At 70.5% G+C, this 20,402-nt stretch carries 20 protein-coding genes and 1 riboswitch; of the genes, 4 read left to right on the forward strand and 16 right to left on the reverse strand.

Annotated elements, in window-relative coordinates; all coding sequences use genetic code 11:
• Positions 1-15 precede the first annotated feature (15 nt).
• Complete coding sequence (locus FHU35_RS14790) at positions 16-894, forward strand: 3-methyladenine DNA glycosylase (RefSeq protein ID WP_145739671.1); 879 nt, start codon at positions 16-18, stop codon at positions 892-894.
• Here FHU35_RS14790 and FHU35_RS14795 read toward each other — a convergent pair.
• The 13 genes from FHU35_RS14795 to clsA all read right to left on the reverse strand — a co-directional run bounded on the left by FHU35_RS14795 (position 866) and on the right by clsA (position 13,513).
• A complete protein-coding gene (locus FHU35_RS14795) occupies positions 866-2,083 on the reverse strand; it encodes a Bcr/CflA family multidrug efflux MFS transporter (protein WP_145739673.1) in 1,218 nt (405 codons plus the stop codon). The genes FHU35_RS14790 and FHU35_RS14795 overlap by 29 nt on opposite strands.
• 87 nt (positions 2,084-2,170) lie before the next feature.
• On the reverse strand, positions 2,171-3,670 hold the full coding sequence (locus FHU35_RS14800) for a class I adenylate-forming enzyme family protein (RefSeq protein ID WP_145739675.1): 1,500 nt from the start codon (positions 3,668-3,670) through the stop codon (positions 2,171-2,173).
• A gap of 66 nt (positions 3,671-3,736) precedes the next feature.
• Positions 3,737-4,513: an energy-coupling factor ABC transporter ATP-binding protein gene (locus FHU35_RS14805; protein WP_425474133.1), complete on the reverse strand. Its 777-nt coding sequence runs from the start codon at positions 4,511-4,513 to the stop codon at positions 3,737-3,739.
• Entirely contained in the window at positions 4,501-5,268 is a 768-nt protein-coding gene (gene cbiQ / locus FHU35_RS14810) for a cobalt ECF transporter T component CbiQ (protein ID WP_145739677.1), read from the reverse strand. Before cbiQ ends, FHU35_RS14805 begins: the two co-directional genes overlap by 13 nt.
• Entirely contained in the window at positions 5,269-5,604 is a 336-nt protein-coding gene (locus tag FHU35_RS14815; RefSeq protein WP_145739679.1) for a PDGLE domain-containing protein, read from the reverse strand. It abuts the gene before it with no gap.
• Positions 5,601-6,269, reverse strand: coding sequence for an energy-coupling factor ABC transporter permease (locus FHU35_RS14820; protein WP_145740076.1), 669 nt, complete (start codon positions 6,267-6,269; stop codon positions 5,601-5,603). The genes FHU35_RS14815 and FHU35_RS14820 overlap by 4 nt, the downstream gene beginning before the upstream one ends.
• Before the next feature lie 185 nt (positions 6,270-6,454).
• Positions 6,455-6,724, reverse strand: coding sequence for a HesB/YadR/YfhF-family protein (locus tag FHU35_RS14825; RefSeq protein ID WP_145739682.1), 270 nt, complete (start codon positions 6,722-6,724; stop codon positions 6,455-6,457).
• Positions 6,725-6,808: 84 nt separating this feature from the next.
• Positions 6,809-9,697 (reverse strand): aminomethyl-transferring glycine dehydrogenase, encoded by a 2,889-nt coding sequence (gene gcvP / locus FHU35_RS14830; RefSeq protein WP_145739684.1) that lies wholly within the window; start codon positions 9,695-9,697, stop codon positions 6,809-6,811.
• Positions 9,698-9,860: 163 nt separating this feature from the next.
• Positions 9,861-9,957, reverse strand: a riboswitch (glycine riboswitch).
• Between the two features lie 79 nt (positions 9,958-10,036).
• Positions 10,037-10,609, reverse strand: coding sequence for a MerR family transcriptional regulator (locus tag FHU35_RS14835; protein ID WP_145739686.1), 573 nt, complete (start codon positions 10,607-10,609; stop codon positions 10,037-10,039).
• A gap of 268 nt (positions 10,610-10,877) precedes the next feature.
• Complete coding sequence (locus FHU35_RS14840; protein ID WP_145739688.1) at positions 10,878-11,354, reverse strand: bifunctional nuclease family protein; 477 nt, start codon at positions 11,352-11,354, stop codon at positions 10,878-10,880.
• A 392-nt stretch (positions 11,355-11,746) separates the two neighbouring features.
• Positions 11,747-12,214 carry a glycogen accumulation regulator GarA gene (gene garA, locus FHU35_RS14845; RefSeq protein WP_145739690.1) on the reverse strand — a complete coding sequence of 156 codons (468 nt, stop codon included), beginning with the start codon at positions 12,212-12,214 and terminating at the stop codon, positions 11,747-11,749.
• 117 nt (positions 12,215-12,331) lie between these two features.
• Positions 12,332-12,715 carry a glycine cleavage system protein GcvH gene (gcvH, locus tag FHU35_RS14850; RefSeq protein ID WP_145739692.1) on the reverse strand — a complete coding sequence of 128 codons (384 nt, stop codon included), beginning with the start codon at positions 12,713-12,715 and terminating at the stop codon, positions 12,332-12,334.
• 102 nt (positions 12,716-12,817) lie between these two features.
• A complete protein-coding gene (gene clsA / locus FHU35_RS14855) occupies positions 12,818-13,513 on the reverse strand; it encodes a cardiolipin synthase ClsA (RefSeq protein ID WP_145739694.1) in 696 nt (231 codons plus the stop codon).
• 697 nt (positions 13,514-14,210) lie between these two features.
• Here clsA and FHU35_RS14865 point away from each other — a divergent pair.
• Positions 14,211-16,091: a propionyl-CoA synthetase gene (locus FHU35_RS14865; RefSeq protein ID WP_145739696.1), complete on the forward strand. Its 1,881-nt coding sequence runs from the start codon at positions 14,211-14,213 to the stop codon at positions 16,089-16,091.
• A gap of 4 nt (positions 16,092-16,095) precedes the next feature.
• Here the strand turns inward: FHU35_RS14865 and FHU35_RS14870 are convergent, their stop codons facing one another.
• Positions 16,096-16,677, reverse strand: coding sequence for a TetR/AcrR family transcriptional regulator (locus FHU35_RS14870; RefSeq protein WP_145739698.1), 582 nt, complete (start codon positions 16,675-16,677; stop codon positions 16,096-16,098).
• Between the two features lie 119 nt (positions 16,678-16,796).
• On the opposite strand from FHU35_RS14870, the gene FHU35_RS14875 reads away from it, so the two are divergent.
• Positions 16,797-17,651 carry an NAD(P)H-binding protein gene (locus FHU35_RS14875; RefSeq protein WP_145739700.1) on the forward strand — a complete coding sequence of 285 codons (855 nt, stop codon included), beginning with the start codon at positions 16,797-16,799 and terminating at the stop codon, positions 17,649-17,651.
• A gap of 115 nt (positions 17,652-17,766) precedes the next feature.
• Positions 17,767-19,350, forward strand: coding sequence for a beta-N-acetylhexosaminidase (locus tag FHU35_RS14880; RefSeq protein WP_145739702.1), 1,584 nt, complete (start codon positions 17,767-17,769; stop codon positions 19,348-19,350).
• 91 nt (positions 19,351-19,441) lie between these two features.
• On the opposite strand, the gene FHU35_RS29635 is transcribed toward FHU35_RS14880, so the two are convergent.
• Together FHU35_RS29635 and FHU35_RS14885 are read right to left on the reverse strand one after the other, a co-directional pair.
• Positions 19,442-19,678, reverse strand: a complete 237-nt coding sequence (locus FHU35_RS29635) for a phosphopantetheine-binding protein (RefSeq protein ID WP_222429369.1) — start codon at positions 19,676-19,678, stop codon at positions 19,442-19,444.
• 31 nt (positions 19,679-19,709) lie between these two features.
• Positions 19,710-20,363 (reverse strand): isochorismatase family protein, encoded by a 654-nt coding sequence (locus tag FHU35_RS14885; protein WP_222429370.1) that lies wholly within the window; start codon positions 20,361-20,363, stop codon positions 19,710-19,712.
• Positions 20,364-20,402: the final 39 nt, after the last annotated feature.

Consider the following 20,402-nt stretch of genomic DNA (forward strand, 5'->3'; position numbering starts at 1 on the left):
ATATCCTGACCAGCGATGTTGGTGTTGACCGAACAGGAGTGGCGGGAGCGGCGAGACGCCCACCGCGAGCGGGTGGCGGAGTGGACCTCCCCGCACCGGCAGCGGCAGCACCAGCACCGCAAGCACCCGGTGCTGGACTTCCTGTTCACCTACTACTCGTTCCGCCCGGCCCGCTTGGAGCGCTGGCAGCCCGGTGTCGACGTGGCGTTGGTCAACGGGCAGGAGTTCCTGTCCCGCAAGGGTTTCACCGAGACCCCGCACGGCGTCGCCCTGGACCCGGCGGCGCTGACCGACAAGCGGCGCGGCTCGGCGGAGTTCATCCTCGGACTGCTCAGCGCGACCGCCTCCCGCCCGGCCCGGCTGGGCTGCTTCGGGCTGCACGAGTGGGCGATGGTCTACCGCACCGAGCCCGGCGACGTGCGGCACAGCGGGTGGCCGTTGCGGCTGGGCCACGCCGGCACCGACGAGGTCGTGAAATCGATGCCGATCAGCTGCACCCACCACGACGCGTTCCGGTTCTTCACCCCGGAAGCGCGCCCGCTCAACGAGCTCCAGCCCGCGCGGGACGATCAGGTCGAGCTGGAACAACCGGGCTGCCTGCACGCGAACATGGACCTGTTCAAGTGGGCCTACAAGCTCGACCCCTTCGTCCCCGGCGAGCTGATCGCGGACTGCTTCGACCTGGCGGCCCGGGTTCGTGAACTGGACATGCGCGCCAGCCCCTACGACCTCGGGGAGCTGGGCTACGAGCCGGTGCCGATCGAGACCCCGCAGGGCCGCGCCGAGTACGTCCGCTACCAGCGCGAGTTCGCCGACGAGGCCGCAGCGTTGCGCGAGCGGCTGATCCAGACCTGCCGGGACGTCCTCAGCTGGGGCGCTCGGCAGGTCGCGTGACCTCGGGTTCGACGCGGCGGCGGGCCAGCACGGCGAACACCACGACGGCCGACACCGACAGCGCGCCCATCACCACGCCCATCGGCACCGCGGTGTTCGAGCCCGCGATGCCGACCAGCGGGGAGACCAGCCCGCCGATCATGAACTGCAGCACGCCGAGCAGCGCCGAGGCGCTCCCGGCTGTCTCGCGGTGCCCGGACAGGGCGAGGGCGGTGGCGTTCGGGAACACCAGGCCGATGCTGGCCACGGTCACGAACAGGGCGGCCAGCAGCGGGACCAGCCCCAGTCCCAGCACCGTCGAGACCGCCACGGAGATGCCGCCGAGCGCGTTGCAGCCGAGACCGATCGCCAGCAGTCGTCGCGAGTCGACCTTGCCGACCAGCAGACCGTTGACCTGACCCATCGTGACGATGCCGATCGAGTTCACGCCGAAGACGACGCTGAACATCTGCGGTGACAGGTGGTGGACGTTCTGCAGCACGAACGACGACCCGGAGATGTAGGCGAACATCGCGGCGAAGGCCAGCGACGCCGACAGCGCGAAGCCCACGAACAGGCGGTCACGCAGCAGAACGCCGAAGGTCCGCAGCGTCTGCGGGAGGTTCCCCGGTCGTCGGTACTCGCGCGGCAAGGTTTCCGGCAGCGCGAGCACGGCCGCGATCAACAGCGCGGCGCCGATCGCGCAGAGCGTGACGAACACCCCGCGCCACGAGGTGAACCGCAGCAGCTGTCCGCCCAGCACCGGAGCGAGCACCGGAACCACGCCGTTGACCAGCATCAGCAGGGAGAAGAACTTCGCCAGCGCGACTCCGGAGAACAGGTCGCGCACCACCGCTCGGGCGATGACGATGCCCGCCGCTCCGCCGAAGCCCTGCACGAACCGCAGCGCGGCCAGCGCGTAGGCCGACGGTGCCAGCGCGCAGGCCAGCGAGGCGAGCGCGAACACGACCACACCGATCAGCATCGGCCGACGACGACCGTGCGCGTCCGACAGCGGGCCCATCACCAACTGCCCCAGCGCGAGGCCGATCGTGCAGGCCATCAGCGACAGCTGCACCTGGGAGGGACCCGCGTGCAGTTCGCCGGAGATCGCCGGGAGCGCCGGCAGGTACATGTCCATCGACAGCGGCCCGAAGGCCGACATCCCACCGAGGATCAGCGCGTACTTCAGCCGCGACCGCTCAGCCATCCCACCTCGATCGTTCGCACCGCAAAGAACTCCTGCCACCGTAGCCGCAGTGCCGTTGCCGCTCCGAACCGAGGACGGTCCAGGCGCTCAGCGGCCCCAGAGAGGCCCCTGCCAGCCGGAGGTGCCGCGCAGCTCGCGCTTGAGGAGCTTCCCACCGGGGTTGCGCGGGAGCGGCTGCTCGCGCAGCTGCAGGAACTGCGGGATCTTGAAGTCAGCCAGGTGATCTTCGAGGTGCGCCAGCAGCCGCCCCGGCTCGAATGCCTCGTCGGCGACGATGACCGCGCCGACCTTCTCCCCCATGACGTCGTCCGGGACTCCGACGACCGCCGCCTCCACCACACCGGGTGCGGCCGCCAGCGCGTTCTCGACCTCGACGGAGTAGACGTTCTCGCCACCGCGGTTGATCACGTCCTTCGCGCGGTCGGCGATGTGGACCAGCCCGCTCTCGTCGACGCGGGCGAGATCGCCGGTGCGCAGCCAGCCGTCGACGAACGTCGACGCGGTGGCTTCCGGCTTGTTCCAGTAGCCGGCCACCACGTTGGGGCCCCGGATCAGCAGTTCGCCAACGCCGGTGCCGGGGTCGGGCTCGTGCACGGCGACGTCGACCACCGGCGCCGGGAAGCCGACCGAGTCGGCGTGCTCGACGGACAGCTCGTGCGGCAGGAAGGTGGAGATCGAGGAGGTCTCGGTCAATCCGAAGCTGTTGCCCACCCGCGCGTTCGGGAACGCGGCCTTGATCCGCTCGACCAGCGCCGGGGCCATCGGGGCACCGCCGTAGGAGACGTGCTCGACCGAGGACGTGTCGCACTCCTCGAAGTCCGGCTGCTTGAGCGCCAGCGCGTAGATCGCCGGGACCGTGGTGAACAGGTTGATGCGCTCGTCGGCGATGATCCGCAGGAACTCCCGCACGTCGAACTTCGGCATCACCACGGTCGCGCCGCCGTAGGAGAGCTGCAGCAGCAGCTGCGTGTTGCACCCGGTGACGTGGAACAGCGGCACGGAGACGAGATTGCGCGTCCGCCAGCCCGTTCCGGCGTCGATGCCCTTGACCCGGCACACGTTCTCCACGTTGGACAGGAAGTTCTCGTGGGTGGTCATCGCGCCCTTGGGGCGACCCGTGGTGCCGCTGGTGTAGAAGATGGCGGCGACCTCGTCGGGCCTGAGGTCGTCGACGGCCAGCGGTTCGCCGTCCGGGAGCGGCCGGCTCGGGCGGAAGGTGAACGACGCGCCGGAGTCGGCGAGCACGTAATCCACCTCGGGCTGCGCGAAGCGGGTGTTCACCGGGACTGCGATCGCCCCAGCCAGCTGCGTGCCCAGGAACGCCAGCACCCAGTCGACCCCGGCGGGCAGCAGGTTGGCGACCCGGTCACCGCGGGAGATCCCGGCTTCCCGCAGACCACCGGCGACGCGGGCTGAACGCCGCCACAGCTCGCGGTAGGTCAGCCGGTCGCCGCCCACCTCCACCAGCGCCTCGCGATCGCCGAAGCGCTCGACCGACTCCCGCAGCATCTGCACCAGCGAGTCGGCCAGCCCCGTGTAGTGGGCGACACCCCGCTCGTCCCGCACGATCCCGGACCTGTCGAACATCGCCTGACCTCCCCGCTGAAAGGACCGTGATCACGGTCACTCCCCGGATGGCGGGGGTCAAGCCGGTCACGGCACCCGGAACCCGAACGGCAGTTCCAGCCGGTGCTGGGCCAGCAGCTCCTCGTCGGCCAGCAGCTCGGCCGTGGGGCCGTCGGCGACCACCCGGCCGTCGTCGATGATCACGCTGCGCGGGCACAGCTGCAGCGCGTAGGGCAGGTCGTGGGTGACCATCAGGGTCGTCCCGCCCACGGCGAGCAGGACCTCGGCGAGCTCGCGGCGCGCGACCGGCTCCAGGTTCGCGGAGGGCTCGTCGAGCACGAGCAGCTCGGGACGGCACGCGAGCACCGCCGCGAGCGCGACGCGCTTGCGCTGACCGCCGGAGAGCCGCAGCGGGGAGCGCTGCGCGTGCTCGGTCATGCCGACGGCCTCGAGCGCCTCCTGAACGCGCTGGTCGAGCTCGCTTCCCCGCACGCCGAAGTTGGCCGGGCCGAACGCGACGTCCTCCCGGACCGTCGGCATGAACAACTGGTCGTCCGGGTCCTGGAAGACCAGGCCGACGCGACGCCGGATCTCCTTGAGGTTCTTGCTGGAAACCGCGAGGCCACCGACGGTGAGCCGTCCGGACGCGGGACGCAGCACGCCGTTGAGGTGCAGCGTCAGGGTCGTCTTGCCTGCCCCGTTGGGCCCCAGCACGGCGACCCGCTCGCCCGGCTCGACCCGCAGGTCGACGCCCCGCAGCGCGCGGTGACCGTCCGGGTAGGCGTGCACCAGACCGGAGATCTCCAACGCGGGCGCGGTCAGCGCCTCGCGGGGTCCGGCACGCTGCTCGGTCACGCGGTCCACAACGCCACCCCCAGTACGACGGCCGCGGCCGCGGGCGCGGCCAGCCCCATGCTCCAGGTCTTCCACGAAGTCCGGCGGGCCGGGTCGACCTCGGGCATCTCACCGCTCCACCCGCGCGAGAGCATCGCGAGGTGCACCCGCTCACCGCGCTCGTAGGAGCGGATGAACAGGCTGCCGACACCACGAGCGGTGGCGCCCACCTGCCACAGGAACCTCGGGTCGTGCCCCCGGGAGATCCGCGCGACCCGCATCCGGCCCGCTTCGGCGACGATCACCTCGGCGTAGCGCAGCATCAGGGTGATGATCGTGATCACCAGCGCCGGCGCGCGCAGCCGTTGCAGGCCGAGCACGATCTCGCGCGGCGCGGTCGTCGCCGCCAGCAGCAGCGAGGTCCCCAGGCCCAGCGTGCCCTTGACCATGATGTTGAACCCGGCGAGCAACCCCTCGGTCGACAGCGCGATCCCGGCGACCTCGGTGCTCGGGCCCCCTGCGGTGAACGGCAGCAGCAGCGCCAGCACCACGAACGGCACCTCGATCAGCAGACGCGTCACCAGCCAGCGCGGCGGGATGCGCGCGACGCTCGCGAGCGCGGCCAGCAGCAGCGCGTAGCCGCCGAAGGCCCAGAAGATCTCGCGCGGTGTGGCCACCACGCACAGCACCAGCAGGAACGCCGCGGTGATCTTCACCTGCGGGTCGAGCCGGTGCAGCGCCGTGTCACCGGGCAGGTGCAGGGCGTCGGCGTGCCCGGCGCCCACCTACGCGTCCTCGGACCCGGACCGGCGGCGCAGCCCCCAGAACAGGCCACCGGCCGCGGCGAGCGTGACCACGGCACCGATGATCCCTGCGACGCCGGTGAAGCGGTCGTCACCGCCGACGGTGTAGTCGGCCAGCGGGCCGTCCGACAGCGCGTGGTCACCCGCGTGCTGGGCGATGCAGCGGCCCTCCAGCGACTCGCCGCCTCCGGTCTCCACGACCGCGCAACCGCGCTGGGTGACGGCGTCCAGACCGTCGGGGTCGGAGTCCGCGAAGTAGGCGACGCCGCCGGCCACGACGAGCACGACCAGGGCGAAGATCAGCAGAAATCGCTTCATCGGGCGAGCTCCTCGCTGCGGGCACCGCGCAACAGGTGGACGAGGTCGGGCCGGGCCGAGGCGACGGCACCGACGGTGGCCGCGGTGATCAGCCCCTCCCCGATCCCGATCAGGGCGTGCACTCCGACCATCCCCAGCGCCACGGTGGGCAGGCTGAATCCCGCGGCCCCGCCGAGTGCGTACTCCGCGAGGAAACCGCAGGAGGCGACCACGGTGTTGACCCAGGCCGCGACGAAAGCGGTGGTCATCAGCCCGGCTCGGCTTCGGGTCGCCAGGCCGCGCAGCGCCAGCGCCACCAGGTAGCCGACGGCCGTGCCGATCAGCGCCATGTTGGTGATGTTCGCGCCGAGCATCGTCAGCCCGCCGTCGGCGAACAGCAGCGATTGCACGACCAGCACGATCGCCACGCACAGCGCGCCGACCCACGGTCCTGCCAGGATCGCGGCCAGCGCGCCTCCCAGCAGGTGTCCGCTCACACCGGGCAGCACCGGGAAGTTGATCATCTGGGCGGCGAACACGAACGCCGCGACCAAGCCGGCCATCGGGGCCGTGCGGTCGTCGAGGTCGGCCCGGGCGCGTACCAGCGCCAGCGCCAAGCCGGCTATCGCCACGACGGCGAAGAGCAGGGCGGTGCGGGCGTTGAGCAGCCCGTCACTCATGTGCATGGCCAGCGTGGTGGTCGGCACCGGCTTCCTCTCCCGCGACCGGTCGTTCCCCAGCGGAACGACCGCCGGTCAAGGGTAGTTGCCGCTCAGGTGCTATCACCAGGCTCTGGCAAGAGGCCATCCTCGCAAAAAAGCCGTCGGCCCGGGCGAATCGCCCAGGCCGACGGCTTCAAGTCGCGATCGAGTCAGTCGCGCACGGCGAGTGCCAGCTCACCGTTGGCGTCCTTCTCGGCGTCCAGGGTCTTGTCCCCCAGCAGCTCCGACACCTCCTGCTCCAGGAAGATCCGGACACCGTTCTCCTCGATCACCTCGTCGCCCTCTTGGGGTTCCTCGGCGATCGACGCCTGCAGCCCCTGCCCGGCCGGCGCGATGCGCAAGCCCGAGCTGGCCGGAGAGTCGCCGCCGACGAGGACGAGCTTGATGACCTCCACGGCGCTCTCACTGATGGTGAGCATGGTGCTCAACTCCTCTCGGAGCCGGTCGGTTGAAGGGGCCACCGTGTCATCGCCGCGACCGAACGCGCAAACCGACCCGCCGACTCAGCCCTCGTACGCCGACAGCGGTGGGCAGGAGCAGACGAGGTTGCGGTCGCCCTTGGCGCCGTCGATGCGGCGGACCGGCGGGAAGACCTTGATCGCGTCGGTACCCAGCGGGTAGGCCGCCTCCTCGCGGGAGTAGGCGTGGTTCCACTCCTTGGCGAGGCTGGCCGCCGTGTGCGGCGCGCCGACCAGCGGGTTGTCGTCGGCGGGCCACTGACCTGCGACCACCTTGTCGATCTCGGCGCGGATGGCGATCATCGCCTCGCAGAAGCGGTCCAGCTCGGCGAGGTTCTCGCTCTCGGTCGGCTCGACCATCAGCGTGCCCGCGACCGGGAACGACATCGTCGGGGCGTGGATGCCGTAGTCGGCCAGCCGCTTGGACACGTCGTCAACGGTGATGCCGCTGGACTTGCTGATCGGCCGCAGGTCGAGGATGCACTCGTGGGCGACGAAACCTCCCTCGCCCGTGTAGAGCACCGGGAAGTACTCGCCGAGCCGGCGTGCGACGTAGTTCGCCGACGCCACCGCGGTCAGCGTCGCGCGGCGCAGACCGTCGGCACCCATCATCCGCACGTAGGCCCAGGAGATCGGCAGGATCGACGCGCTGCCCCACGGAGCCGCGCTGATCGGGCCGACTCCGGTGGCCGGACCGGCCGCGGGCTGCAGCGGGTGGTTGGGCAGGAACGGCGACAGGTGCTCGCGGACCCCGATCGGGCCCACACCGGGGCCGCCACCGCCGTGCGGGATGCAGAACGTCTTGTGCAGGTTCAGGTGCGAGACGTCGGACCCGAACTTGCCCATCCGGGCGAGGCCGATCAGCGCGTTGAGGTTGGCGCCGTCGACGTAGACCTGACCGCCCGCGTCGTGCACCAGCCCGCAGACCTCGCGCACGGTGTCCTCGTAGACGCCGTGGGTGGACGGGTAGGTGATCATGATCGCGGCGAGGTCCTGCGCGTGCTTCTCGGCGAGCTCGCGCAGGTGGTCCATCTCGACGTTGCCCGCCTCGTCACAGCGGACGACGACCACGCGCATCCCCGCCATGACAGCGCTGGCCGCGTTGGTGCCGTGCGCGCTCGCCGGGATGAGGCAGACCTCGCGATCGGTCTCACCACGGCTGTGGTGGTAGGCGCGGATGGCCAGCAGACCCGCGAACTCGCCCTGGCTGCCCGCGTTGGGCTGCAGGCTCACCGCGTCGTAGCCGGTGACCTCCGCCAGCCATTCCTGCAGGTCGGTGACCACCTTGAGCAGCCCCTCGGCGTCCTGCGCGGGCGCGAAGGGGTGCAGCGAGGAGAACTCGGGCCAGGTGATCGGCTCCATCTCGGCGGTCGCGTTGAGCTTCATCGTGCACGAGCCCAGCGGGATCATGCTGCGGTCCAGCGCGATGTCCTTGTCCGACAGCTGCCGCAGGTAGCGCAGCAGCGAGGTCTCGGAGCGGTGCGTGCGGAACACCGGGTGCGTGAGGTACTCCGAGGTGCGCGCCAGCGCCGACGGCAGCGCGTCCGCGGTCTCCGCGTCGAGCGCGTCGACCTCGCCCTGACTCACGCCGAACGCCTCCCACACCGCGACCAGGTGGGCGCGGGTGGTGGTCTCGTCGCAGCTGATGCCCACGTGGTCGGAGTCCACCCGGCGCAGGTTGATGCCGCCGCGGCGAGCCGCCGCCAGCACCTCGTCGGCCTTGCCCGGCACCTTGGCGAGCACGGTGTCGAAGAACTCGGCGTGCACGACCTCCACGCCACCCCGGCGCAGCTGCTCGGCGAGCACGCTGGCCATCCGGTGCGCGCGAGTCGCGATCGCCTTCAGCCCGTCCGGGCCGTGGTAGACCGCGTACATGGAGGCCACGACCGCCAGCAGGACCTGCGCCGTGCAGATGTTGCTGGTGGCCTTCTCGCGGCGGATGTGCTGCTCACGGGTCTGCAGGGCGAGCCGGTAGGCCTGGTTGCCCTCGGTGTCCACGCTGACGCCGACCAGGCGTCCGGGCAGCTGCCGCTCCAGGCCCTTCGCCACGGCCATGAACCCGGCGTGCGGGCCGCCGAAGCCCATCGGGACGCCGAAGCGCTGGGTGCTCCCCACGACCACGTCGGCACCGAGCTCGCCGGGCGCGCGCAGCAGCGTCAGCGACAGCAGGTCGGAGGTCACCACGACCTTCGCGCCCCGCTCGTGGATCTGCCCGATCAGCGCCTCGGGGTCGCGCACGGCGCCGGAGGCGCTCGGGTAGGACAGCAGCGCGCCGAAGAAATCGCCCTCGGGCAGCTCGCCGGAGCTCAGATCCGCCACCACGATCTCGATGCCGAGCGGCTCCGCGCGGGTCTCGATGACGGCGATGGTCTGCGGCAGCGTGTCGGCGTCGACCAGGAACCGCGGCGACTTGGACTTGCCCGCCCGCCGCACGAGGGTCATGCCCTCCGCCGCGGCGGTCGCCTCGTCGAGCATCGAGGCGTTGGAGACCTGCATCCCGGCCAGGTCGGCGACCATGGTCTGGAAGTTCAGCAGCGCCTCGAGCCTGCCCTGCGAGATCTCCGGCTGGTAGGGCGTGTACGCGGTGTACCAGGCGGGGCTCTCCAGCACGTTGCGCAGGATCACCGGGGGCGTCACCGTGCCGTAGTAGCCGAGGCCGATCATCTCGGTGTGCGGGGTGCAGCGGCCGGCGAGCTCGCGCAGCTCGTCGAGCGCTTCGGTCTCGGTGGCCGGTTCCGGCAGCGCCAGCTGCAGGTCACCCTCGCGAATGGTGTCCGGGACGGCCTTCTGACCCAGCTCCTCCAGGGAGCCGACGCCGATGACGTCGAGCATGCGGGCCAGTTCGGCGGGCATCGGCCCGACGTGGCGGTCAGCGAACGGCCTGCCGTGCTCCAGCGCGGCCAGAGGAATGCGGTCGTGCGTCGCGTCGGTCATCGCCAAAACCTCAATCTTCGCGGCGAACAAAGGGCGGCAGCGGTTGCTGCTCTCCCCCTCTGTCACTGTTCGCGCTGCGAACGCCTGAGAGCTTCACCCGGCGGGACCGGGCTTGCACCGTCGGCGGGGCTCACCTCATGGTGCGCCCTCTTTCCAGAGGTATCTCGCCCGTGCGGTCCAGGTGGCCTGAGAGGTTGTCGGGGAGAGTTGCTCCTTCGGCGCCGGTCCTGGCCAGGACCGGACTCTCCCGCACGGGGTCGACGATGGCGCTCAGAGTACCCGATCAACAAGGTCGATCCGGCCATCAATGTCGCCTACCGCACACTGGCGGACGGTCGTTCAGCCCGTCTCCGCCTGGCGGTCGCGGCGCCTGGCCGCGAGCTCGTCGTTGATCGCCGACTCGAGGTTGACGCCACCGTCGGCGCGCTCGGCCGGGAACTCGTGGATGGTTCCGCTGATCTCGCGCATCGCACCGCTGACCGCGATGCCGAACACGCCCTGGCCACCCTGCAGCAGATCGACCACCTCCTCGGCGGAGGTGCACTCGTAGACCGTGGTGCCGTCGCTGAACAGCGTCAGCTTCGCCAGGTCCTGAACGCCACGCTTGCGCAGGTGCTCCACCGCGACCCTGATGTTGTGCAGCGAGACCCCGGTGTCCAGCAGGCGCTTGACGACCTTGAGCACCAAGATGTCCTTGAACGAGTACAGCCGCTGCGAGCCGGAGCCCGCCGCTCCTCGTATGGACGGCCCCACCAGCTTGGTGCGCGCCCAGTAGTCCAGTTGCCGGTAGGTGATGCCCGCGATCTGGCAGGCCGCCGGCCCGCGGTAACCGACCAGCTCGTCCGGGGCAGAGGCGTCGGGGAACAGCTCACCCTGCTCCGCAGCATCCGAATTTGCTGCTTCCTCCACCACGCCTGCCTCCCCTCGTCCGGCCCGAAGCCGACGACGACGATCACCAGCGCCCGGACCGTTGGCGATCCGGGGCCGCGAAGCCGTGTACCGGCTGAATCACACCGGGGCAATTCGCGTAAGTCCGAAGGTATGCCCGCTCAGCAGGCGGGTCAACGCGACGCGCGGACCGTGCGGGCTCTCGATCCCGGTGCGACGGATCCGGCCCCCGGCTGCTGTGGGCAACCGGGGGCCGGAGTGGTCTGTTCAGCGCAGGAGTCCGCCGCGGGGCTCAGGTGTCGGCACCGCGGAAGTCCTCCGGCGAGACGGAGTCGAGGAACTCGCGGAACTTCTCGACCTCGTCCTCCTGCTCGTCCGGGATGATCAGTCCCGCCTCGTCGAGAACGGACTCGTCGGCGTGGATCGGCACTCCGATGCGCAGGGCCAGCGCCACCGAATCGCTCGGCCGCGCGGACACCCGCACGTCCCCGTCGAACACCAGCTCCGCGAAGAACGTGCCTTCCTGCAGGTCGGTGATCCGCACCTGCTCCAGGTCACGCCCCAGGGCTCCGATGACGTCCTTGAGCAGGTCGTGGGTCAGCGGCCGCTGGGGCCGCACGCCCTGCTGCTCGAGCGCGATGGCCGTGGCCTCGACCGACCCGATCCAGATCGGCAGGTAGCGCTCACCATCGGACTCGCGCAACAGCAGGATCGGCTGGTTGGCTGGTAGTTCAACTCGCACGCCGACGACGCGCATCTCACTGCTCATCGTCACATCGCCTCCTCCAGCGCGCCGAAGCGTGACATCCCCGTCGAGGGTCCCGCACCGACGCCTCCGACGCTACCCGCGATACGGCGGACACGCCCTTCCATCGGCGGTCCAAGCGGACCACCACCATCGCGGTCGTTGAGTCGGGGCGCACGGCCCGGACCGCTGGCGAGCTCGTCGTTGAGCATTACCCAGCACGATACACCGCGCAGGGCCCCGCCGAAGTCGCCGGAATTGCCCTGCTGCGCGGTGAAAACCGCTCGTGGCCCCGGGAAATTCCCGGCTAGGAGGGAGCATCCGCGCGCGGGCGGCGCAGCTGCCTCATGCGTCAGCGGGGCGACGCCTCACGGCGCCGCCCCGCTGACGGGTTCAAAAAGCCCGGTTCGACGGCCTCAGCGGCCGGCCTGGCCCCCATCGATCGGCCCGGTGAGGAACACCAGGCGGAACTTCCCGATCTGGACCTCGTCGCCGTTGGCCAGCACCGAGGTGTCCACCGGCTCCCGGTTCACGTAGGTGCCGTTGAGGCTGCCCACGTCGACCACCACGAAGTCGTTGCCCTCGCGGCGGAACTCGGCGTGCCGGCGGGACACCGTCACGTCATCCAGGAAGATGTCGCTGTCCGGGTGCCGGCCTGCGCTCGTGGTCTCCCGATCGAGCAGGAACCGCGAACCCGCGTTCGGGCCGCGCTTGACCACCAGCAGGGCGGAACCCGCCGGCAGCGCATCGACCCCGGATGCGGGGGCAGGTTCCGGGGCCGCGCTCTCGGTGCTTTCCTGCTCCGAGAGGAAGGGCCTGAAGACCGAAGTGGTCTCCGGTGACTGCTCCGGCGGAACATCGCCGAAGCCGCTGTTTTGGCTCACCTGAGCTCTCCCTTACGCGGATAGATCGTGCCAAGTATGCGCCCAACGTACCGTGCCTGGACAGCCTCGGAACGAGCGACTCCCGTCATCGTCCCACGACGTGGCCGGTCCGGACGATCATCCCTGGTCGATCAGGTTCTGGTAACCCTCGGCGTCGAGCAGACCGGCCAGCTGGTCCGGGTCGGCGAGCCGGACCTCCACCATCCAGCCCTCCCCCGCGGCGTCCGAGTTGACCAACTCGGGCTGGTCCTCCAGCGCGGGGTTGCCCGCCGTGACCTCACCGGTCACCGGGGCGTACAGGTCGGAGACGCTCTTGGTCGACTCCACCTCGCCCATCGACTCCCCCGCGGCGACCTGCTGCCCCACGTCGGGGAGCTGCACGAACACCACGTCGCCGAGCTGCTGCTGGGCGTAGTCGGTGATGCCGATGCGCACCGCGTCCTCGCTGATGCGCTGGACCCATTCGTGCTCTTCGGTGTACTTGATCTCCGGGGCCGCCACGGTGGTCCCGCCTTTCGTCCGCTGTGTGCAACGTGCCGAGTGATCGGCGCGGCGAGCGTATTCACGGGCCGCCGAAAGCCGCAAGACGACGCGCAGCGCAGATCAGGTGCGAGCTCGGGTCCCGCGCACGGCGGCGATGACCTGGGCGAGGTAGAGCACGCCCGCCCACAGGTAGAGCGCCCCGCCCCAGGCGGTGAAGGCGTAAGCGATCGGCCGGACCACGTCCGCCCCGGTGAAGTCGTCCTGCACCAGCAGCAACAGCGGGAACGCGTACATCAGGCAGAAGGTGGCGGCCTTGCCCAGGTAGTGCACTTCGGGCGGCTCGTAGCCGTGCCAGCGCAGCACCGGCAGGCACAGCGTGAGCACGACGTCGCGGACGACCAGGGCGACCGCCATCCACCACGGGATGACGTCGCGCAGCACGAAGGCGATCAGGGTGGCCACGATGTAGAGGCGGTCGGCGGCCGGATCGAGGAGTTCGCCGATGCGGCTGTACTGGTTGAGCCAGCGGGCGAGCTTGCCGTCGAGCCAGTCGGTGGCGCCGCTGATCACCAGGACGAGCAGGGCGAGCAGGTCGGCTTGCGGCCCGAGCAGCAGCCAGAGGAAGACCGGCACGCCGGCCAGGCGGATCACGCTGAGCAGGTTCGGCAGCGTCCACCACGGGTCGGCCCAGACGTCACGGGCGACCTCTCGGATCCGGTCCAGGCCCGGATCCCCCGGACCCGGGTGGTCTTGGCCGTTCTCGGCCCGCGGCCCGCTCGTGGTGTTTTCCGTGGTGCGCTCGGCGTCCTGCACCACGAGCCTCCCCTGAATGGTTGTGCGCACGGCCCCGCAACGGGTGCACACCTGTGCATCCTGACCGGATCAGGGTCTCATATCGCCAGCGCAACCCACGTGGCGGCCAGCCGGAGCCGGGACACCTTGCGCCGCAGGAAGACACACCCGCGGTTCAGCCGCGAGTGCGGCTCCACCCCCGGCGGCACAACTCGGCATCGGTCAGGAACCGGGCTCTGCCGCGATCGTCCACGCCTGCCCAGCGGGCGCCCGCGGTTCCCTCTCGGACGTAGGAGTGGCCGCCGCTCCAGACCACGCTGCACGGCGCGGTGGGAAGGTCGTTCGGCTCTTCGACGGTCGCCGTTGCCCTGGGAGGCTGTGCCGGTTCCATCATGCTCATATTTCGTAGCACCTCCGATTCATTTGTCGGCGCGGGACACCTGGGTGTTAGCCCGGCCATCGGCTCGACACCGAGTGTGGGGTCTGGAAGTCGTGCCAGCGCGCCGGAAACGCGCCTGCTGCGCCCAGCGGCCGACCGGCGTCGCCGAAGTGCATGCGGATGCAGCGCGGCCGAACTCCCGCTGACCCGTCGGACCGAAGTCCGTAGTTCGCTCACGACGAACGCGCTGCGGCCGAACGGCCGCCGGGAGCTCTGGCGCGAAGATCGGATCTGGGGTACGACACAGGCGTTGTGACAGCGGACGCGGGAGGTAGTCGGTCGATGGGTGAGTACGCGCAGATCTACCGGCGGAGCCTGACCGACCGCGAGGGCTTCTGGCTCGACGCGGCGCGGGCGATCGACTGGGACCGCGAGCCGACTCGGGCGCTGGACGACTCCGCCGCCCCGATGTACCGCTGGTTCCCGGACGGCGAGCTCAACACCTGCTTCAACGCCCTGGACCGGCACGTGCGCGACGGCCGGGGCGAGCAGCCGGCCCTGATCTGGGACTCGGCGATGTCCGGTGTCGTGCAGACCTGGACCTACCGGGAGCTGCTGGACCGGGTCGCCCGCTTCGCGGGGGCGCTGCGGGCGCAAGGCGTCACCAAGGGCGACCGCGTCGTGCTCTACCTGCCGATGATCCCCGAGGCCGCGGTCGCCATGCTGGCGTGCGCGCGGATCGGAGCCGTGCACTCGGTGGTCTTCGGCGGCTTCGCGCCCAAGGAACTGGCGGCTCGCGTCGACGACGCGCTGCCGACCGTCATCGTGGCGGCCTCCTGCGGCCTGGAGCCCAACAGGGTCGTGGAGTACAAGCCGATCGTCGACGAGGCGCTGCGGCAGACCGAGCACCAGCCCGGCAAGGTCATCGTGTTCCAGCGCGAGCAGGCGCGGGCCGAGCTCGGTCCGCGCGACGTCGACTGGGAGGACGCTGTGGCCTCGGCCGAGCCGGTCGACTGCGTCCCGGTGGCGGCCACCGACCCGCTCTACGTGCTCTACACCTCGGGCACGACCGGCAAGCCCAAGGGCGTGGTGCGCGACAACGGCGGGCACGCGGTGGCGCTGCGGTGGTCGATGACCAACATCTACGACATCTCCCCCGGCGAGGTCTTCTGGACCGCCTCCGACGTGGGCTGGGTGGTCGGCCACTCCTACATCGTCTACGCGCCGCTTCTGGCCGGGGCGACGACGGTGGTCTACGAGGGAAAACCGGTGGGAACCCCGGACGCGGGCGCGTTCTGGCGGGTCATCGCGCAGCACCGGGTCAAGGCGCTGTTCACCGCGCCGACGGCGTTGCGGGCGATCAAGCGCGTCGACCCGGACGCGGAACTGCTCGCCGAGCACGACCTCTCGTGCCTGGAAACGCTGTTCCTGGCCGGTGAGCGGCTGGACCCGGAGACCTACCACTGGGCAGCCGAGAAGCTGGGCGTGCCGGTGATCGACCACTGGTGGCAGACGGAGACGGGCTGGCCGATCTGCGCGAACCTGCGCGGGCTGGAACCGATGCCGGTCAAGCCGGGTTCGCCGACGGTGCCCGCACCGGGCTACGAGATCGTGGTCCTGGACCAGGCGGGCAACCCGCTGCCGCCGGAGACCGACGGGGCGATCTGCCTGAAGCTGCCGCTGCCGCCGGGCACGCTGCCGACGTTGTGGGGCGACGACGCGCGTTTTCACGAGTCCTACCTGTCGCGCTACGAGGGCTACTACCTCACCGGCGACAACGGGTACGTCGACGCCGACGGGTACGTGTTCGTCATGGGCCGCACCGACGACGTGATCAACGTGGCGGGCCACCGGCTGTCGACGGGCTCGATGGAGGCGGTCCTGGCGGCACACCCTGCGGTGGCCGAGTGCGCGGTGATCGGCGTTCGCGACGAGCTCAAAGGCCAAGTGCCGCGCGGTTTCGTGGTGCTCAAGTCCGGTGTGGACATCGCACCCGAAACGCTGCGCGACGAGCTGGTGGCGGCGGTGCGCGACCAGATCGGCCCGGTAGCGGCGTTCCGCGACGTTTCCGTGGTCGACGGGCTGCCCAAGACCCGCTCGGGCAAGATCCTCCGCAAGTCGATGCGCGAGATCGCCGATCGCGGGGACACCGCCGTGCCTTCCACCATCGAGGACCCGTCGGTGCTCGACACCCTGCGCCCCTCGCTGCGCGGCGAGGGCTGACTCCCTACCGCCCGCGGAGCCCGTCGAGGAGGTAGGCGGTGCGGCGGTCGTAGTCCTCCCGGCGGGGGCGGGTTCCGTGCTTGAGGGCGAGCGCGTTGTCGTGCACGAGCGCCTGAAGGTCGTCCGCGGTGAACTCGGCGCGCACCGCACCCGACGCGCGGCCCGACGCGATGAGCTCGTCGTTGATCTCGCCCCCGATGCGGCAGATCTCCACCAGGCTCTGCGCGTCGGGGTACACCTGCAGCATGGCGTCGTTGGCGGCGGGCTGGCGGTGCTGGAGATCGCGGATCGCGGTGACGTAGTGCGCGACCCGATCCCAGGGATCGTCGATGGCGCGCGTGCGATCGATGATGTCGCGCAGCTCGACGGCGACGACCTCTTCGATGACGGCGTCGATGAGCCCGATCCGCCCGCCGAACCGGTTGAAGATCGTCGCCTTGCTCACCCCCGCCGCCTGGGCGACCTCCTCCAGCGGCACGGTGAGGCCCCGTCCCTGGAACGCGTCGATCGCGGCGCGCCGGATCTGGTCGGCGTTGCGCCGGGCGTCGGCGCGCAGCCGTGGTGTTGAAGGCGCTCCACCGCTCATCCCCGCACCGTCCCTCGCCGTCGCGACTCCAAGTTGACTCGGTGGGTCATCTTACCTACGGTCGCAACGAGACCGAACATGACCCAGTGGGTCAATTTAGTGAGCGGAGGGGCAGGACCATGATCGTCGTCACCGGTGCCACCGGCGGGTTGGGCGGCGCGACCGTCGAACACCTCCTCCAGCGGCTGCCCGCCGAGCGGGTCGGCGTCAGCGTCCGCGACCCCCGCAGAGCCGGCCACCTCGCCGACCGCGGAGTGCGCGTGCGGCGGGGCTCCTACGAGGACCCGGCCTCGCTGCGGGACTCGTTCGAGGGCGCGGACCAGGTGCTGCTGGTGTCCGGCAACGACCCGACGGCCGATCTCGTCGAGCTGCACGGCAACGCGATCGAAGCCGCCGTCGCCGCTGGAGTTCGGCGCGTGATCTACACCGGTCAGCACGCCGCCACCCCGGACAACCCCTACCCGGCCTCGCAGATCCACGTCGCCACCGAGGCTGCGCTCGCCGACTCCGGGCTCGCCTGGACGTCACTGCGCAACGCCGCCTACGGCCCGCTCGACGTGGTGCTGGGCCCGTGGTCGCAGACCGGGGAGGTCGCCCAGCCCGCCGACGGCCCGGTCCCCTACACAGACCGGGCGGACATCGCGGAGGCCACGGCGGTCGTGCTGGCCGCCGAACACCACCGCGACGGGCCGGTCACGCTCAGCGCACCGACCGCCGTCACCTTGGGCGATCTCGCCGAGATCGCCTCCGGGCTCACCGGCCGCACCGTCGAGCGCGTCGTGGTGGACGACGAGCAGTGGATCGCCGACCAGGTCGCGAACGGCACGCCACCGGAGGCGGCCGAGTTCATGCTCACCTGGTATCGGGCCGCCCGCGCCGGGCACTTCGCGGACACCGATCCGCTGCTGCCCGAACTCCTCGGACGACAGCCCCGCACGGTCGCCGAGCGGCTCGCGGAGACCATCGCCGCGTGATCCGCGCCCGACTGCGCGGGTGCGGCTAGTCCGTTACGTCCGTTCGGGCGCTTCCGCGATGCGTTTTGGTCTATACCTTTGTGGTCACCGTTCCCCCGAGAATGGAGCCACGACGATGAGCGCACGACCCCGATCGAGGGCGGCGAGGGCCGGGATGGCCGTCGTCGCCGGAGCCCTGCTGGCCGCCGGAACAGCGGTTCCCGCCGGTGGTGATCCCGCCCCCGCGGCCTCCGCGATGGACACCATCGTGCCCGCCCCCGAGTCCGTGACCCCGGACCCGGCGGCGAACTTCGAGCTCTCCGAGCAGACCGCGATCCTGGCGCCCGGCGAGGCCGCCGGGGTCGGCGAATACCTGGCGGGCGTGCTACGGCCCTCGACCGGTTTCCCCGTGCCGGTCAACCCCGCGCTGCCGGGCACCGGCGACATCGCGCTGGCGCTGGACGGCGATCCGGGGCTCGGCCCGGAGGGTTACCGCCTGCAGGTCGCCGACGACGCGGTGCAGGTGCACGCCACGAGCCCGGACGGGCTGTTCAACGCCGTGCAGACGCTGCGCCAGCTGCTGCCCGCGGGCATCGAGAGCGCGACCGCTCAGCCCGGCCCGTGGACGATGCCCGGCGGCGAGATCACCGACAAGCCCCGCTTCGGACACCGCTCGGCGCAGCTGGACCCGGCGCGGCACTTCTTCACCGTCGACATGGTCAAGCGCTACATCGACCAGATCGCCAAGTACAAGATCAACAAGCTGCACCTGCACCTGACCGACGACCAGGGCTGGCGGCTGCAGATCAACAGCTGGCCGCGGCTGACCGAGTTCGGTGCGCAGACCGAGGTCGGCGGAACACCCGGCGGGTTCTACACGCAGCAGGACTACAGCGAGATCGTCGACTACGCCGCGTCCCGGCACATGACGGTCATTCCCGAGATCGACATGCCGGGCCACACCAACGCCGCGCTGTCGTCCTACGCGGAGCTCAACTGCGACGGCGTCGCCCCGCCGCCCTACACCGGCATCGACGTCGGTTTCAGCTCGTTGTGCGTGAACAAGGACATCACCTACACCTTCGTCGAGGACGTCATCCGCGAGGTGGCCGCGCTGACCCCCGGCCCGTACCTGCACATCGGTGGCGACGAGGCGCACTCCACCACCGACGAGGACTACGTCGCCTTCATGTCGAAGGTGCTGCCGCTGGTGGAGAAGTACGGCAAGAAGCCGCTCGGCTGGCACGAGTACGGCAAGGCCGCCCCGCAGGGCGACGCGGCGCTGCAGTTCTGGGGCACCACCAACGGCGACCCGATCCTCAACGAGGGCATCGCGCGCGGCAACAAGGTGCTGGCCTCGCCGGCGAACAAGTCCTACATGGACATGAAGTACGACGAGAACACGCCGCTCGGACTGCAGTGGGCCGGTTTCATCGAGGTCGCCGACGCCTACGGCTGGGACCCGGCCGACCACCTGCAGGTCCCGGAGGAGTCCGTTCTCGGCGTGGAGGCCCCGATGTTCAGCGAGACCCTGGAAACCTCGCAGCACATCGAGTTCATGGCCTTCCCGCGGTTGCCCGCCATCGCCGAGCTCGGCTGGTCGCCGAAGAACACCCACGACTGGGAGTCCTTCAAGACCCGGCTGGCCAACCAGGGTCCCCGCTGGCAGGCAGCGGGCCAGGACTTCTACCGAAGCCCCCAGATCCCCTGGACCCGGTGACCACCACCGGCAGGACCCCACGGCCTACCGAGGTGCCGTGGGGTCCTGCCGGGCAGGTGGCGATCCGAATGTCGCGCGTCAGGGGAGCCTGTCAGGTGATCTTGGGTTCGAGGACCTTCCACCAGTCGGTGAGCGTCGGGCGCTCGGCGAGGTCGGCGAAGGTGACCTGGACGCCCTGCTTGCGCCACTTCTCGACCAAGGTCATGATCCGGACCGAGTCGAGGCCCCAGTCGATGAGGTCCTCGTCGTCGGTGAGTTCCGACGGCTCCTCGTAGAGCAGCTCGGCGACCTGCTCGCGAACCGCTTCGAGGGTGAGCTTCTCCGGCATCGTGCGGGATCCTCCTGAGGACTGTTGGGGTTCAGGCGACTTCGGATTCGTGCGCGACCAGGTCGCGGCTCAGGTTGCGCGTCGTGTCGACGACGCCGCAGTTGCGCGCGGCGTAGGACACGGCCATGTCGTGATCGGCACGGGAGAAGTCGGCGACCGCGTCGGCCACGAAGAACGCCTGCACCTCCTGCTGGAACGCCTCCGCGGCGGTCATCAGGCACCCGATGTGGGCGTAGATGCCGGTGATGATCAGCTGATCGCGACCCCACTCCTGCATCCGGCGACGCAGGTCGGTGCGCTGGAACGCGCTGTAGCGCCACTTGGTCAGCCGCACGTCGCCCGCCCCGGGCGTCAGCTCGTCGATGATCGCCTCCATCGCCGGATCGGCGACGCCCGCGCCCCACCACTCCAGCTGCAGGCCGCGCTGCTCGGGCGTCTGCCCGCCCGGCTGGGCGCAGTAGACGACCGGAACGCCTGCGGCGCGGGCGCGTTCGCGCAGCAGGGCGATGTTGGGCACCACCTGGTTCAGCGGTTCGCGATCGGGGGTGAACGCGTTGACGAAGTGCCGCTCCATGTCGTGGATCAGCAGCACCGCGCGTTCCGGGTCCGGTCGCCAGGAGGCCTTGTTCCGGGGCAGGTCACCGGCCTGCGGAACGCTGTAGGGTGCGATGCTCGGAAGCGCCACGGGCTCCCCCTTCGATGTCTTCTCTTGTGGAAAGTCGTT

It is taken from the genome of Saccharopolyspora dendranthemae (genome assembly GCF_007829955.1).
GTDB lineage: Bacteria > Actinomycetota > Actinomycetes > Mycobacteriales > Pseudonocardiaceae > Saccharopolyspora > Saccharopolyspora dendranthemae.